The organism is Candidatus Paracaedibacteraceae bacterium (genome assembly GCA_019636055.1).
In the GTDB taxonomy this organism is placed as follows: Bacteria; Pseudomonadota; Alphaproteobacteria; order Paracaedibacterales; family Paracaedibacteraceae; genus Paracaedibacter.
In genome coordinates this window covers 154,293-168,429 of record JAHBYH010000001.1, presented here as the reverse complement: position 1 = coordinate 168,429, position 14,137 = coordinate 154,293, and the positions used below count along the sequence as shown (strand labels likewise).

Annotated in this window: 11 protein-coding genes; 7 read left to right on the top strand and 4 right to left on the bottom strand. The window is 41.1% G+C overall.

Features of this window, described 5'->3' with window-relative positions; genetic code table 11:
* Positions 1–4: 4 nt before the first annotated feature.
* The 3 genes from KF820_00765 to KF820_00755 are packed head-to-tail and all read right to left on the bottom strand — an operon-like array spanning position 5 to position 4,540.
* Entirely contained in the window at positions 5–2,287 is a 2,283-nt protein-coding gene (locus KF820_00765) for an LPS-assembly protein LptD (protein ID MBX3456881.1), read from the bottom strand.
* Positions 2,288–2,331: 44 nt separating this feature from the next.
* Entirely contained in the window at positions 2,332–3,432 is a 1,101-nt protein-coding gene (locus KF820_00760; protein MBX3456880.1) for an LptF/LptG family permease, read from the bottom strand.
* A complete protein-coding gene (locus KF820_00755) occupies positions 3,425–4,540 on the bottom strand; it encodes an LptF/LptG family permease (GenBank protein MBX3456879.1) in 1,116 nt (371 codons plus the stop codon). Before KF820_00755 ends, KF820_00760 begins: the two co-directional genes overlap by 8 nt.
* Positions 4,541–4,656: 116 nt before the next feature.
* Here KF820_00755 and KF820_00750 point away from each other — a divergent pair, with 116 nt between their 5' ends.
* The 3 genes from KF820_00750 (at position 4,657) to KF820_00740 (ending at position 9,090) form a co-directional block, all read left to right on the top strand.
* Positions 4,657–5,916: a peptidylprolyl isomerase gene (locus tag KF820_00750; protein ID MBX3456878.1), complete on the top strand. Its 1,260-nt coding sequence runs from the start codon at positions 4,657–4,659 to the stop codon at positions 5,914–5,916.
* Complete coding sequence (gene rsmA, locus KF820_00745; GenBank protein MBX3456877.1) at positions 5,916–6,731, top strand: 16S rRNA (adenine(1518)-N(6)/adenine(1519)-N(6))-dimethyltransferase RsmA; 816 nt, start codon at positions 5,916–5,918, stop codon at positions 6,729–6,731. Before KF820_00750 ends, rsmA begins: the two co-directional genes overlap by 1 nt.
* 79 nt (positions 6,732–6,810) lie before the next feature.
* Positions 6,811–9,090 (top strand): patatin-like phospholipase family protein, encoded by a 2,280-nt coding sequence (locus KF820_00740; protein MBX3456876.1) that lies wholly within the window; start codon positions 6,811–6,813, stop codon positions 9,088–9,090.
* Here the strand turns inward: KF820_00740 and KF820_00735 are convergent.
* On the bottom strand, positions 9,071–9,796 hold the full coding sequence (locus tag KF820_00735; GenBank protein ID MBX3456875.1) for a hypothetical protein: 726 nt from the start codon (positions 9,794–9,796) through the stop codon (positions 9,071–9,073). The two genes, KF820_00740 and KF820_00735, sit on opposite strands and share 20 nt — an antisense overlap.
* A 176-nt stretch (positions 9,797–9,972) precedes the next feature.
* Between KF820_00735 and trxA the strand changes: the two genes are divergently transcribed.
* The 4 genes from trxA (at position 9,973) to KF820_00715 (ending at position 14,137) form a co-directional block, all read left to right on the top strand.
* A complete protein-coding gene (trxA, locus tag KF820_00730) occupies positions 9,973–10,290 on the top strand; it encodes a thioredoxin (GenBank protein ID MBX3456874.1) in 318 nt (105 codons plus the stop codon).
* A 381-nt stretch (positions 10,291–10,671) separates the two neighbouring features.
* Entirely contained in the window at positions 10,672–11,658 is a 987-nt protein-coding gene (gene dusB / locus KF820_00725) for a tRNA dihydrouridine synthase DusB (GenBank protein ID MBX3456873.1), read from the top strand.
* A complete protein-coding gene (locus tag KF820_00720; protein MBX3456872.1) occupies positions 11,648–11,929 on the top strand; it encodes a hypothetical protein in 282 nt (93 codons plus the stop codon). The genes dusB and KF820_00720 overlap by 11 nt, the downstream gene beginning before the upstream one ends.
* Positions 11,930–11,932: 3 nt before the next feature.
* The gene (locus KF820_00715; GenBank protein MBX3456871.1) at positions 11,933–14,137 is read left to right on the top strand and encodes a PAS domain-containing sensor histidine kinase; all 2,205 of its coding nucleotides are present in this window, start codon (positions 11,933–11,935) and stop codon (positions 14,135–14,137) included.

Sequence of the window (14,137 nt, the reverse complement as noted above, 5' to 3'; positions counted from 1 at the left end):
TCGATTAATTTCTTGTGTTGGCTGTATCAGGAACAGGAGCCTGTCTCTGGCCACCGATACTATTTATATTAACGGGATAAAATGTTCCTAGATTTTTGAAGTCAAGCTGCAGAACAATTCTTTTATCCGGTTGAAGGTCTCTGTCACGGAATCCTGTTTTTATAAAAGACAATGATGTCTTTAAACATTCATTTTCATGGCGGATTGATATGGTTTGATTTAAGACATGCACATTATTATTGTGTCGAACCATATTTCGCATTTCACCATAGGCAACTGAGAATCCTTTGTATCGACCGGATGAAATGTTCCACGCAAGCTGAGAAACGCGTTGATTGTTGATGGTAAATTTCTTGTTATACAAAACATGGCTTAGAGTACCAATCGCCCAAGGAGAATTTATACTTGCTGATGATTCGGCGATTTCAACAGAAAAGTTTTTGCGATTATGGAGTGCCCTAGACCGCAGATCTAACCAGCTAAACGGAACGACTTGCAATCCTGTGACGAAATTAGATGCTCGTGTATCTTCGCCCGAGTTTATCGGTAAAACTTGTTTGCGATCTAAACGGATGCTTTGCCCAAAGAAGAGATTAAACCTGCGAGAGCCGCTAAAGAGTTGGCGTGAGTTTAACCCATAGACATAACGGTGACCTGAGTCAATTCGATCAATACCGTACATGCGGTTTGGCAAGAATAGGTTCGTTGTATCAATGGTGACAAGGGGGGTATCTTCATTTGGTATTTCAATAGCGTTTCCACCAATGGACGAAGTGGTAATCATCGAGGCTGGTTCTAAGATCCAGTGCATCGTGCGTGACGCATTCAGGAACGGATATCGCCAAGTTAATGAGGCTTGTGGGAAGTAACGAGCTTCGTATCGATCTTTAGATCGAGCGGTTATTGTGGGTTTGTATCCCGATGTATGATAAACATCACCCCGAATATACCCGCGTAAAGTCCACATATCACCCCATGGAGAGATGTAGGGGATCTGCCCCCCAAATCCCAATGAAGATCTGGCCATTTTTTCGGCAACTTGCCCTGTGATTGCCCGATCACGGAAAAGATGAAGAAAGTTGAAGTCACCCATAAATGTTTGACCATAAAAACCGGGCAAACTTTCATACGAATATTGGATTATAGGCAAAACAACAGGTACTGTTTTCTGGCGTTCTGCTTGGAAAACGTAGCTTTTAATAACGCCATAACTATCGGGTTTAAATCGTTCGAGTGCGGCCATGGATGTCAGTGATGTGCTGGCGGCAAAGGGATCCGTTGAATGACGCGGCAAGACAGGGAATCGTTTTAAGTAGGTTAAATCACTCGCGCGTTGGATATTTAACGTTAGTAAGATGTCAGGCGTTGTCTCGTAGCGTGACGATAAAAAGTAATGCCAACGGTGACGGGCGGCTCTGCCATAATTGTTGGGGTTAGAGTTAGGGGCACTGGTTCGTGATGTATGATGTGCATAACTCCCGTGCATTGTATATTCACCATCATTGAATCTGTATCGATGTTCTACGGCAGGGATAACACCTTGTTTACCGGTAAATGTCGGATAAAACGTGAAATCATGGTTTTGACCGCTCGCCCAATAATAGGGTGTGGTAATGCTCATGCCTAAATCGCGACCATGTGAATAGATAGGCATAAGAAAACCGGATTTCCTTTTTACAGCAGGGTCAGGATGAGAAAAATAAGGCATGTAAAATATAGGCCATCCCCACATTTCTAGCCAAGCATGGTGATATTCAACAAGTTCGCGTTCTTGATCATGGATAACTTTATCTGATTTTATTTGCCATGTTGGTGCTGTTTCAGGGTGTGTCTTACATACCGTACAAGGTGAGTAAACACCTTGCCATAGGATAGTTTTACGGGCGTTATAGCGTTTTCCTTTATTACCGGCTAATCTTGAATCATCTGTCATCAGGACTTTAATCTGGTCAACGAACCCGTCAGCCATCTTATTTTTTAAAATGACTTTGTTGGTAAATATAAAATTCCCTTCTTTATCGCGCAACCACACATGCCCTGCGGCTGTAACTTCGTCAGCGATTTGGTTATAAGAAACTTCATCTGCATACAATAATTGATCATTTTGTGCGATCTGAACGTGTCCCAAAGCCCTGACGGTTTGGGTCGTCTCATCATAATGAATGACGTCACTCTGTAAAAAGGACGGTGTTTCGTTTTTTTTTGTTTTGTCTTTTGATGGAAAAGAGGCAACTGCCGTGCTTACGACAATGGATGTTATCAATAACGATGTTTTAAGTAGCGACATAGAATGTTAGTAAAAAATTAAGACGTCTTGTTACTACTGTAACCCTAGCTTTCCTCTAAGTGCAATATCAATGTTGCGCTTAATAACATAACTGTAACAGCTGGTGCCCACACGGCTAAAAGAACGGGGAGGCGTCGAGCTAAGCCCAAAGCATAGACAAGATCGCTGAAAAAATAAAGAACAAGGCCGCTTGCAATGGCTAAAACAGTTAATAATGTTGCATAACCGTGTCGTGGTGGACGGATAGTAAACGCTGCTGCCAGAAAAATTAATGAAATCATAAAGCCGATTTTGCCCATAAAACTATGCCAGTACATTTTATAAGGCAAACTTGACAGACCAGATCTTTCCAGAACATCAATATAATCAGGTAAAGCCCAGAAAGAAATAAATTTCGGCTCAAGGTTACTATTGATTATTTTAGAAAACGTTAGGTCAGTCTTAAATGTGAGTTTATCTTTTTTAATGCGTTCTGATTTATTGGGAACAACAGTGACCCCGACTAATTCCCATGATTTATTTTTTATCGTGGCTGACTTTGCATCAACACGTTCAATAAAGTTGTAGTTGGTATCGAAATTTTCAAAACTAACATCTTCGAAAACTTTTGTCTCTGGGTTAACTCGTCCCGCACTAATAATACTTCGGCGGTTCTTGTCATTTTCACGAATCCATAACCCGTCTTCAAAGACGGTTATTGCGACATCGCGTCCTGAAAATATTCTTTTTTCGATCTCTTCTTGTTTATAACTAAAAACCGAGGCAATTGGATTTATAATCGCAATATTAAAGAAGCCAAGTGCTAGTACCGCAACAGAAAGGCCTGTGGCAATTTGCCAAACAGAGACACCAAAACCCCGAGCAACAATGACCTCTTGGGTGCGATTGAGTCGAGATAAGCTAACAATCGCAGCAACCAGGACAATAAACGGCAGAAGTGTTTGAATGTGGTTTGGTATCTTGAGAATAACCATATGAATAATTTCGGAAAAGCTAACGCGAGAGCTTGTGACTGTTCTTCTGCTAAATTCAGCGATATCAATTAAAACCATCACAAATGTGACAATCGCACTGATGGATGCAACCCAGATGGCAAAGAGCTTAGAAAAATACAGATTTAATGTTGATTTACAATAGCTAAGCATTTTCTTGTTTCTTTCTGAATAAACGGGAAACAAACTCAGGTTTCATAAGCCACACAATGCTAATGATACAGACGCTAAAACTGAGAATATAACTTAGGATAATGGCGTATGGATTTTTTGTTAGGCTATTTAGGATACCAATAACGCCTAATTCAAGAGCAAGGGATGCGCCCACCGCAAATGAATTCCGTTTCCAGCGACCGCGGCGTTGATGGAACCCGCCAAGCATGACCGCGCATGAAAACAGAACAAAGATCATGACAAAAAATGGGTTGAGGATACGTTTATGCGCTTCGACAATCATTTTAATTCTAGAGCCTGAATTAACATCTTGAGGCGGGTTTAATAAATCTTTAAAGCTAAGGGTTGTGTGCAATTTAACTTTTGCATTGATGTTTTTATAAAAGTCGAGATCGTATTTAAATTCATTAAAATAGGCAATGTTATAGCTTGGTTGACTGGGGTCTCCGGATTGTCTATTCCCGTTAAAAAGATAGAGTGTGTTTTTTTCACCTTCTTGGATCAAGAAACCATGTTGGGCATAAACAGTCACGGCAGGCTTACCATTTTTTGAGCGTTCATGAATATAAACGCCTTCGAGTTGGCTTGAATCTGTGTGGGAACCGATATAAATTACCGTGTCTTTAATTCGATTGAAAATACCGTCTCTTAAAAGACCGGATGAAAATTCGCGAGATATTTCTCCGCGCACATTATAAAACTTTTCATTTGATTTTGGTCCCCAGTAATTATTGAGACCGGCGCAAAAAGCAGTCATTAATGCAGCCCAACAAATAAAGGGAGATGCAATCTGAATATTACTGAGTCCAATGGACTTATAGACAATAAGTTCATTTTCAGACATGAGTTTGTAGAGCGTATAGACTGTTGCTAATAGGGTGCAAACAGGTAGAACAATAGATGTTAAATTTGGTAAGAGCAACCAGATCATCGACAGGTATCGTGTCATTGAAACATCTTTTTCGATAATAACTTCGATAAAACGGAGTGATTGAGTAAGCCATGCTCCAAAAACCAAGACAATCGTTAAGATGATCGTGGTAATTGCAACGTGTAAGAACGTATGTCTAGAGATAATTCTGGTCATTTAAAGGCTAAGTAAAATTATGGATAGTTGCGATATTTATAGACATTACCTCAAAGTTACACTATTTTAGCATTAAAATACAAATCTTTAATCAGATCCAAACCAAAGGTGTATAAATGACTAAGTTTTCTCGACTGTTTGCTGTTGCAAGTCTTTGTTTATCAATATCTTCTGTTGCAAGTGCCACATCAAAAATTTTGTTGGTTGTAAACAAAGATCCGATAACGGAGCATGATCTCGATCAACGCGTCAAACTTATGATTTTTTCATCAGGCGGCCAAATGAAGATTGGCGAAGCACAGAAAGCTGAAATTCTAAGGTCAATTGTTCAAGAGAAACTTCAGACCCAAGCTGCAAAGATTCGTAAGATTGATGTTAGCGCAAAAGAAGTTGACGATGTCCTGAAAGATATGGCAAAAGACAACAACATGTCCTATGACCAATTAGTTGGTTTATTAAAGTCAAATGGGATTGATAAAGAAACGATGGTTTCGCGTATTCGGGCTCAGATTTCATGGGCGCGTTATATTCGTCAACAGTATGCTCCTGTCGTTTATGTTTCAGAAGCCGAAGCTGAAAAACAATTAGCAAAGCTGTCTTTAGACCAAACAACAAAGCAGTATAACCTGGGCGAAATTGTTGTGTTGGGCGATGATGCGCAAGCCCTAGCATCGATAAAGTCCATTCTTGCAGATCTAAAATCAGGGGCAAAGTTTGAAGCCTTAGCTCATCAATTGTCTAAAAGTGCCTCTGCTGCAAAAGACGGTGATTTAGGGTGGTTGGCAGAAACATCCTTGGATGCACCCGTACTTGAAAAAATTAAAGGTGTTGGGCTTGGGCAAATTTCAGACCCAATCAAAGTTCCTGGCGGTTATAAAATTGTCAAAGTAAAAGATTTGCGTCATGCAGGTAAGATTTCAAAGGATGATATTGAAATCAGTTTTACACAAGCAGTTTTTCCGATTACACCTCAGTCATCACCTGAGGAAATTGAGGCTTTAGCGCCGTCGATTCAGCGTGTTATGGGGGCGAAAAACAAGAATGAGTTTACAACACTTGCCAGTTCTTATAATGCAGATGTTCAAGATACCCCCCATGTTCGTATGGCGCAGATGCCTGAGCAGCTCCGTAACCTACTCAAAAGTGTGAGTGCCGGTAAGTGTACTCAACCGGTTATGACCCCGAATGGCCTTATCGTTACCTTTGTTTGTGATAAGCGTCAGCCTCAGCCCGTTGTTCATACAAAAGATGATGTTATGAATAATTTAGAACAGGAACGATTTGGACGCCAAGCTGCTCGTGAAATCCAAAAACTGATGGGAAGTGCTCATATTGATGCGAAAGATGAATCTGCTAAACGGATGCTTAAGCTTTAATGCTTGACGGCCTGCCATCCCTAAAAGAAACAGTCGATCAGTTTGGTCTTGCTGCTAAAAAATCTTTGGGACAAAACTTTTTATTGAATATGGATACGGTTCGCAAGGTTGCGCGTATGGCGGGTAAGCTTGGGGATTGTGCCGTTGTCGAAATTGGCCCAGGACCAGGCGGCTTAACGCGGGCACTGCTCGAAGCAGGCGCTAAACGCGTTATATCGATTGAACATGATCCTCGGTGTATTGAGGCTTTACAGCCGCTTATTATCAAGGCAGAAGGGCGACTTCGCGTTGTCCATGCGGATGCGTTGACCGTTCGGCCTCAGGATTTATGTCCGGACGAACCGCTTAAGATTGTAGCTAACTTACCTTATAATGTTGGGACACAGCTTTTGGTTAATTGGTTGCATGACCTAGACAATATACAATCGATGACACTTATGTTCCAAAAAGAAGTCGCTTTGCGTATTATCGCAAAGCCAAGAACGGCTGATTATGGTCGTTTGACGATTCTTTCACAATACTTGGCGAATGTTCAAAAGATGTTTGACTTGCCGCCCGGGGCTTTTTCTCCGCCACCCAAAGTGACTTCGTCTATCGTTAATCTCATTCCAAAACCTGATGTTGATTTGTCTATCTTGCCTGCTTTGGAAAAAATCACCCATGCTGCTTTTGGTCAGCGCCGTAAAATGATTCGATCTTCTCTCGGTTCGCTTTTTGCTGTGGATGATTTAGCTTTTCTGGGAATAAAAGAAACAGCGCGTGCGGAAGAGTTGCTGCTAGAACAATTTATTAAACTTGCTCGCAATTTTAAATAAACTCCCCCTTATCTTAACCAATCTTTAAAAGATTAATGTTAACCTATTGGTCAGGGTAGTTCTGTTTTGGGTGCAGGTGATGAAGGTATTCTTGGTTTTGTTAAGCCTAGTCTATGCAGAAAATGGATCATTGAGTGTTCTTACTCAGTCGACAAGTACAGAGGCTATGCCGCGCTCTCAATCGGCAGAAAATTTTGATAAAAATCTAGAGACGCAAAGACGTAGGACAATTGACTATTTAAATAATCAATTTAATACACAGATGGGACGAACTTTACTTCCTCAAATCATTCAGGGTACTCCATACCTAAATGACCATCAAAAACAAGAAATCGTCAATACGATTGATTACATCCAGACGTCAAGATCCATTCAACAATCTAATGTTGATGCTTTGGTTAGTCTTTTGGCGCTTGTGTCAAATAGAATCCAAGATCTTATCAAATCAAGTAAGATTTTAGGAGAGGAATATAAATTCCTTCAGCATCTGAAAGAAACATTGATGTTACTCTTGCGGGATGTTCAGGAAAGTGGGGTTAAGGCTAATCCTACCTATTCAATTTTTGCGGGTGATTTGATCGTTAGTCCGATAAATAAGCAAATTCTTGATTCTTTGAATCAGAGACTTCAGCAGATTAAAATGGGAAATAATGTTGATCAAAACAAAGAAGCAATTGCGACATCAGCGTTTCAGGCTAATCGCGTTATTACAAATTCATTGAATGAAATTGTTCGCGAATTAAAGCTTATGTTTGGGACTAGAGGATTGAGAAATTCTTTGCAGAAACTACCCTATTATAAACAATCAAAAGAAAAGCTTGGTTGGATATATGATATGTTGAACACTCCTAAAACGGATAAAACTGAAACGCCTCGTGATTATGGGACAAAGCCATTTGTTTATACTTTGGATGAGTTAAGAGTCGCTTTGGAATCTTATAACCCTGTGCAGCAAAAAAGTTGGTTGAAACGTGAAGTCTTTAAGCTGGGGGCACGATTGCCAAGGTTTGACGAGATTCAGACGCATCGAAATAAAATCCTAGGTCTTATTACGGTTATTAAACTTAGTGTTGCTAAAGTTATGGCATTGAATGAGATAAAGGGCTATAACACTTATTTCACCGAAGAATATGAAAAACTCAAAACCCACAATCAAATGTTGTCTGACCAATACGCAAAAGTTCCTCGTGGTGGTCTTTTGCCAGCTACCCAAGGTCGTAACGTTATTTTTGATCGGAATAAAAATGAGATTTGGATTCTTTCTCTTGATGGTGGTGGTATCCGAGGAATCATTGGTGCAACAATTTTGGATGAAATCTCTAAAAAAACAGGAAAACATCCTGCTGAGATTTTTGATCTTTTTGCGGGGACATCGACAGGGGGGATTATGGCGATTGGTCTAACGGTGCCTCAGGATCCGAATAGTCATATTCCAAGGAATAGTACTAACACCTTACTGTCTCTCTATACAACGCAAGGTACCAGAATCTTCCCACCCTATGCTAAAAGTTCAGCGTTTATGAAATATGTGAATCAACTGAGGGGATTTGCATATAAAGCGGATAGTCTTGAGGGAATTTTTAAGCAATATTTTGGGGAATATAAGCTCAGCCATACGGTAAAACCTGTTTTGGTGACAAGCGTTAGTTTTAGTGAGGGGAAATCCGTTACATTTTCATCCCGAGATGGTTTGGATCCTCGGCGCGATTTGCCTGCGTGGCTTGCGGCAAGGGCGACAAGTGCTGCACCGTCCTATTTTCCGCCAGTTTCTTTTCGGTATGACGGAAAGCAAGGGGTTTTTGTCGATGGTGGCATTACCAATAATGATCCGGTTTATGAAGCATTAATCGAAGCTCGGAAAATCTATCCAAATGCTAAGAAAATCAATATCCTCTCTATTGGAACAGGAGAGGAACTTTATAAGTATAATCCTGACACTGTTGCTACAGGTCTGGGGGGATTAGGAATGTCATTTTTAATTAGCCTGCGTGATGGAGAAATCAGGGCACGTAAGAACATGCGACGTTATGCTCGGGAATTAGAAGCGCAAGGTGTTCATGTTAATTATGTGCGCCTCAACCCTAAACTCAGCGAAGCAATCGAACTTGATAAGGTTGATAAGGAAAATGTTAATAAATTAAGTGCATTAGGGCGTCAAGTTGTGACTGCGACAACATTTGTGCCCGAGGTTGCCGGTAGCCTAGGCGGTGATATGAATGTGGCCCAGACCCGAAACCAATTTCCGATCTGGAACTTTCCTGAGTTAGTTTATGCTTTATGTTCTTACACTCAATGCTCTAAGTTGGACGAGCTTAAAGGGAAAATCACATTGCCCGGTTTTAACGCCACAGATCACTAATCCATGGGCATGCCCGCACAAACTTCCGCCAACTTCCATGAAATCCACCGGCCAAAGCTTCTGGAATTTCAGGGCGACCGTGGAAAACCACAATCCGGGTTTGGGTATCGGGTCTGCTCGGTTTCATGAAATATTTTAAGATTCCTTTAGGCATTAGGTGTCGTTTGAAACTGCGGCACCATTCATCTGGCCAATAGACAATATCGCCGATTTTTTTTGAAAGGTACATTTGTTCATTATCATAGGACGATAAAACCTTGTTCATATTCTCATTATAATGGTCAAGTACATCTGTATGCTTGCCGACTGTAAAGCAATAAACAGATGAATTTCCGATCCCTTGGCCTTTTTGCGTCCAGTTTTCAATGATGCAGAATTTGTCTGAATGGCTAAAGAAATCGTTCAAGGATCCTGTGATCAAGACATCAACATCCAGAAAGAGAGTTTTCCCTTTTAGGCTGCCGAGTTCTTTGGAAAACATACCTAGTTTTCGCCAAGGAGATACATCATACTTTGGCGGTACATTGATAACGGGCAAGGGGAAGGTTTCAATGTCATTATCCAGTCCTGTAGGATCATCTGTAAAACAGACAAAACGATAGGGCAGGGTCAGATTGCGTTTTACCATTGATGCAAGATTGTTGACGTAAAGGGCTGGATATTTTGTTCCCCATTTCATACAAACGACGTTAACGACTTCGGACATTATTATGGTTCCTTATTATTCACCTCATCCCTTGTGTGGAAGCGGTGGTAAAATCAACTAGAACGACTATAACATCATATAGAATATGGTGGTGAATAAAAATATTTTTTCGCTTATCGACAAGGGGGCGTGTATGTTACAATTAGGTAAACAGTTTTAGTAAAGAGGGTAAAGTTATGAGTTTACAACAGGTTAGCGATTCAGATTTTCAAGCTGAAGTTTTGGGTGCGGATGTTCCTGTATTGGTTGATTTCTGGGCTGAATGGTGTGGTCCATGCAAAATGATTGCGCCAATTCTCGAGGAAGTTGCAGTTGAAATGGGTGATAAAGTAAAAATCGTCAAGATGAATATTGATCAAAACCCTAGTACACCTGCATCTCTTGGTGTTCGCAGTATCCCAACGCTGACTTTGTTCAAAGGTGGGCAAGCTGTTTCTACAAAGGTTGGGGTTCAGCCAAAAGGTAAACTCGTCGAATGGCTTGAGAGTGCATAATACAAAATCTTAGTAATAGTCTTGCGGCGAATTATACAGGTTTTCGGTTTGTGTGCATAGCTAATACACTAAAATTCAGCCGTATTACTTATTTCTGGGACTTACGCTTAAATTTATTTTTTTCAAAAAGGGGAGGAAAGTGCCCCTTTTTTTATGAAAATAATAATTGTCATACTTTAAATCTATCGTTTGTGCCTAAATATTGCGCACGTATAAAATTTGTAGTATAGTTAATATCAATTATTGAAAATAAGTAATATAGATGGATTCAAAGATAAGGCTGCGCAACCCTACATTGAGTGCGCTTATAAAGCTGATGATCCGCTGAATTCGCTCTAGGACTTAATTAGTATAACTCCTAATTTTTTAAAGACGACTTTTATGACAATCAAGATTGACACTATTGAATTAGAGATGCCTGTAATACTGGCGCCCATGTCAGGCGTAACAGATATGCCATTCCGTCGTTTAGTAAAACGGATGGGAGCGGGGCTTGTGATTTCTGAGATGATTGCAAGTCAAGCTATGGTTCGTCAGGTGCGTCAAACTATGAAGATGATTGAAAAATCTCCTGAGGAATTGCCGATGGCTGTGCAATTGGCCGGGTGTGAGCCTTCTGTCATGGCTGAGGCAGCTAAACTCAATGCCGATCTGGGGGCGCAAATTATCGATATTAATATGGGCTGTCCTGTTAAAAAAATCGTTAACGGTCATGCCGGGTCATCTTTGATGCGGGATGAAGTTCTTGCTGGTAAAATTATTGAGGCGACTGTAAAAGCGGTTAGTGTTCCTGTTACCTTAAAAATGCGTACCGGTTGGGATGACAGTAATAGAAACGCTCCAAATCTGGCACGTATTGCCGAAGATTGTGGGGTTAAAATGATCACCGTCCATGGTCGAACTCGTTGTCAATTATATAACGGCCGTGCAGATTGGGGCTTTATCCGCAATGTTAAAAATGCGGTAAAACTCCCTGTTATTGGTAACGGGGATGTTGTTAGTATTGCTGATGCTATATCATTGCTTGAACAAAGTGGTGCGGATGGTGTTATGGTCGGTAGGGGTGCTTATGGTCGTCCTTGGTTTATTAATCAGATTGGCCATTACCTAAAAACAGGTCAGCATCTTCCTGATCCTGAACTTTCGGTGCAGCATGCGACTGTTAAGCAACATCTTGATGATATTTTGTCCCATTATGGTATTTCTACGGGAATCAAGATTGCTCGTAAACATGTGGGATGGTACAGTAAGGGACTAACAAACTCGACCGATTACCGAGTTGAAGTAAATAAAACCGAAGATCCCAAAGCAATGCATAATTTGATTGATGAATTTTATAAGCAACAGGTGTCTGCTCATGCCGTCTAAAATAAAGGCCACACTCCCAAATCAAGGTGGATTATCTTATATCGTTGAAGAGTTTATTGACGCATATTTTTCAGCGCTTGAGGGTGCATTGCCGGCATCAGGATTGTATGATCGCGTTATCCAAGAGGTTGAACGCCCTCTTTTAAAAGCGACCCTTCAATCAGTTCGTGGGAATCAAAAGAAAGCTGCCGAGATTCTGGGGATTAACCGTAATACATTGCGGAAAAGATTAACAGAGTTGCAAATCGACCCGGCTCTGATGCATGATTAAACCATGACAGAAACGGGATATTTTCAACGAATAACAAGCTGGATGGAAAAGGCTATTCAACGGGATATCCTTATGCGTCGCGCTGGGTTAATCCTGAGTATTGCTGCTATTCTGTCTGGTGTGGCGACGTATGTTGTCTTGACGGGAACTGATGATTTTGCAGATAAATCTAGTCGTGTTCTGCCCTTGATCTATCTTGATGTCACTCTTATGTTGATGCTCTCTGTTGTGATTGCTAAGCGATTGCTTGAAATCTGGGCTGAGCGGCGCAAGGGGACTGCCGGGTCTAAACTTCATGTGCAAATTGCCGCTTTATTTGCCTTTGTTGCTATTACGCCCGGTATATTTGTGACAGTATTTTCTGCTTTATTTTTCAATGTAGGGTTAAAGGCGTGGTTCAGTGAGCCGGTGCGTTTGGCATTAAGTGAAGCGAAATTCGTTGCGAATGCCTATTTGTATGAACGGGCTAAGGGGATCGAAGAGGATGCTGTTGCCTTAATTAATGAGTTAGGGCCAACAATTCAAGCCAGGTCAAGATTTCCGGAACAATTGTCTGAGTCATTAACAAGGTTGACGCGTGAGCGAGGCGTGGATGAAGCGCTTATTTTAGATGAAGAGGGGAATGTTGTTGGTCGAGCTTTTCTAACGTTTGCTCTTGAGTTTGAAAAAGCCCTTATTGATGCGTTTCAGCGAGCAAAAAATGGTGAAATGGTTGTTTTATCAAGTGATAAAGACGATCGTGTTCGAGCCTTAACGCGGTTGGATCCTGCAGGGAGCTTTTTCCTTTATATTGGTAAGGTTATTGATCCTGATGTGTTGAGGCATGTTAAGCAAACAGATAGTGCTATCTCTGAATATGAGAGGTTAGATGCTCAACGATCCGGCCTACAAATTACGTTTATTTTATTTTTCTCATTGGTCGCATTTCTTTTGCTTTTGGCTGCTGTTTGGGCGGGCTTGACCGTTGCTAATTTGTTTGTCCGGCCGATTAGTCGTTTAATCACGGCCTCTGATGCTGTGAGTCAAGGTAATCTTGAAGTTCAAGTCGAAGCGCAAGGTTCTATTAATAATGAGTTGGGGGTTTTGGCTGAAGCTTTTAATCGAATGACCGTACAATTAAAAAACCAGCGTCAAGAGTTGATTAATGCAAGCCTGCAGATTGATCAACGACGTCAGTTTATGGAGGCCGTTTTATCACGTATCTCGGCGGGGGTTATTAGTACAGATTCGGGTGGCGTGATTAGTTTGATCAATAGGCGAGCCCGTGAACTTTTGGATATCCGTGATGAAGGTCTGGTTATGAAATTGGCTGACGTCTTACCTGAAGTTAAACCGTTGCTTGTTGACTTAACGGCTTCGGCAGACGGTGTTGTTGTTTCCCAAGTTTCCATCATGCGTCGTGGTGTCCCTCGGATATTGCAAGTTGTTCTTGTCGCAGATCATTCCGGGCGTAAAAAATCAGGTGTTATTTTAACTTTTGATGATGTGACACCGCTGATGTCTGCTCAACGCAAAGCCGCTTGGTCTGATGTGGCACGAAAGATTGCTCATGAAATCAAAAACCCATTGACACCGATTCAGTTGTCTGCCGAACGGCTAAAGCGAAAATATCTTAAAGAAATACAGACAGATCCTGAGGTGTTTCAGACTTGTGTTGATACAATTGTCCGTCAAGTTGGTCAAATTGGGCGTCTCGTTAATGAGTTTTCATCATTTGCTCGGATGCCGGAACCGATCCTTGTTAAGGATAATTTGGTCAATATTGCTAAGAATGCTTTAGATTTACAGATTCAGGCTCATACTCATATTGAATTTGACTTGAGTGTTGACTCTAATAACATTTGGGTTAATTGTGATGCTGCTCAGATTACTCAGGTGCTGACAAATCTTTTGCAGAATGCTATAAATGCTGTATCCTTGGATGAAATTGCTGGAAAAGCCAAACCGGATAGGCCAATAATAAAAATATCTTTGCGTTTGGCGGATAATAAATGTGTTGTGAGTGTAGAGGACAATGGTCCTGGACTGCCTGTTAACGGTCGTGAACGGCTGACAGAGCCGTATTATACGACTCATTCAAAAGGGACTGGTCTTGGGCTGGCAATTGTTGCTAAAATTATAGAAGATCACCGGGGACGATTAGAACTTGGTGACAGTCCCTTGGGTGGGGCACGCGTGCTTTTTGAAATACCGATAGTAACCAAATAA

Bases quoted from the DNA above. Each gene is read 5' to 3' on its own strand.
- KF820_00750 (MBX3456878.1), top strand. From the start codon at position 4,657: ATGACTAAGTTTTCTCGACTGTTTGCTGTTGCAAGTCTTTGTTTATCA.
- KF820_00760 (MBX3456880.1), bottom strand. From the start codon at position 3,432: ATGCTTAGCTATTGTAAATCAACATTAAATCTGTATTTTTCTAAGCTC.
- dusB (MBX3456873.1), top strand. From the start codon at position 10,672: ATGACAATCAAGATTGACACTATTGAATTAGAGATGCCTGTAATACTG.
- KF820_00755 (MBX3456879.1), bottom strand. From the start codon at position 4,540: ATGACCAGAATTATCTCTAGACATACGTTCTTACACGTTGCAATTACC.
- KF820_00715 (MBX3456871.1), top strand. From the start codon at position 11,933: ATGACAGAAACGGGATATTTTCAACGAATAACAAGCTGGATGGAAAAG.
- KF820_00765 (MBX3456881.1), bottom strand. From the start codon at position 2,287: ATGTCGCTACTTAAAACATCGTTATTGATAACATCCATTGTCGTAAGC.
- rsmA (MBX3456877.1), top strand. From the start codon at position 5,916: ATGCTTGACGGCCTGCCATCCCTAAAAGAAACAGTCGATCAGTTTGGT.
- trxA (MBX3456874.1), top strand. From the start codon at position 9,973: ATGAGTTTACAACAGGTTAGCGATTCAGATTTTCAAGCTGAAGTTTTG.
- KF820_00735 (MBX3456875.1), bottom strand. From the start codon at position 9,796: ATGTCCGAAGTCGTTAACGTCGTTTGTATGAAATGGGGAACAAAATAT.
- KF820_00720 (MBX3456872.1), top strand. From the start codon at position 11,648: ATGCCGTCTAAAATAAAGGCCACACTCCCAAATCAAGGTGGATTATCT.
- KF820_00740 (MBX3456876.1), top strand. From the start codon at position 6,811: ATGAAGGTATTCTTGGTTTTGTTAAGCCTAGTCTATGCAGAAAATGGA.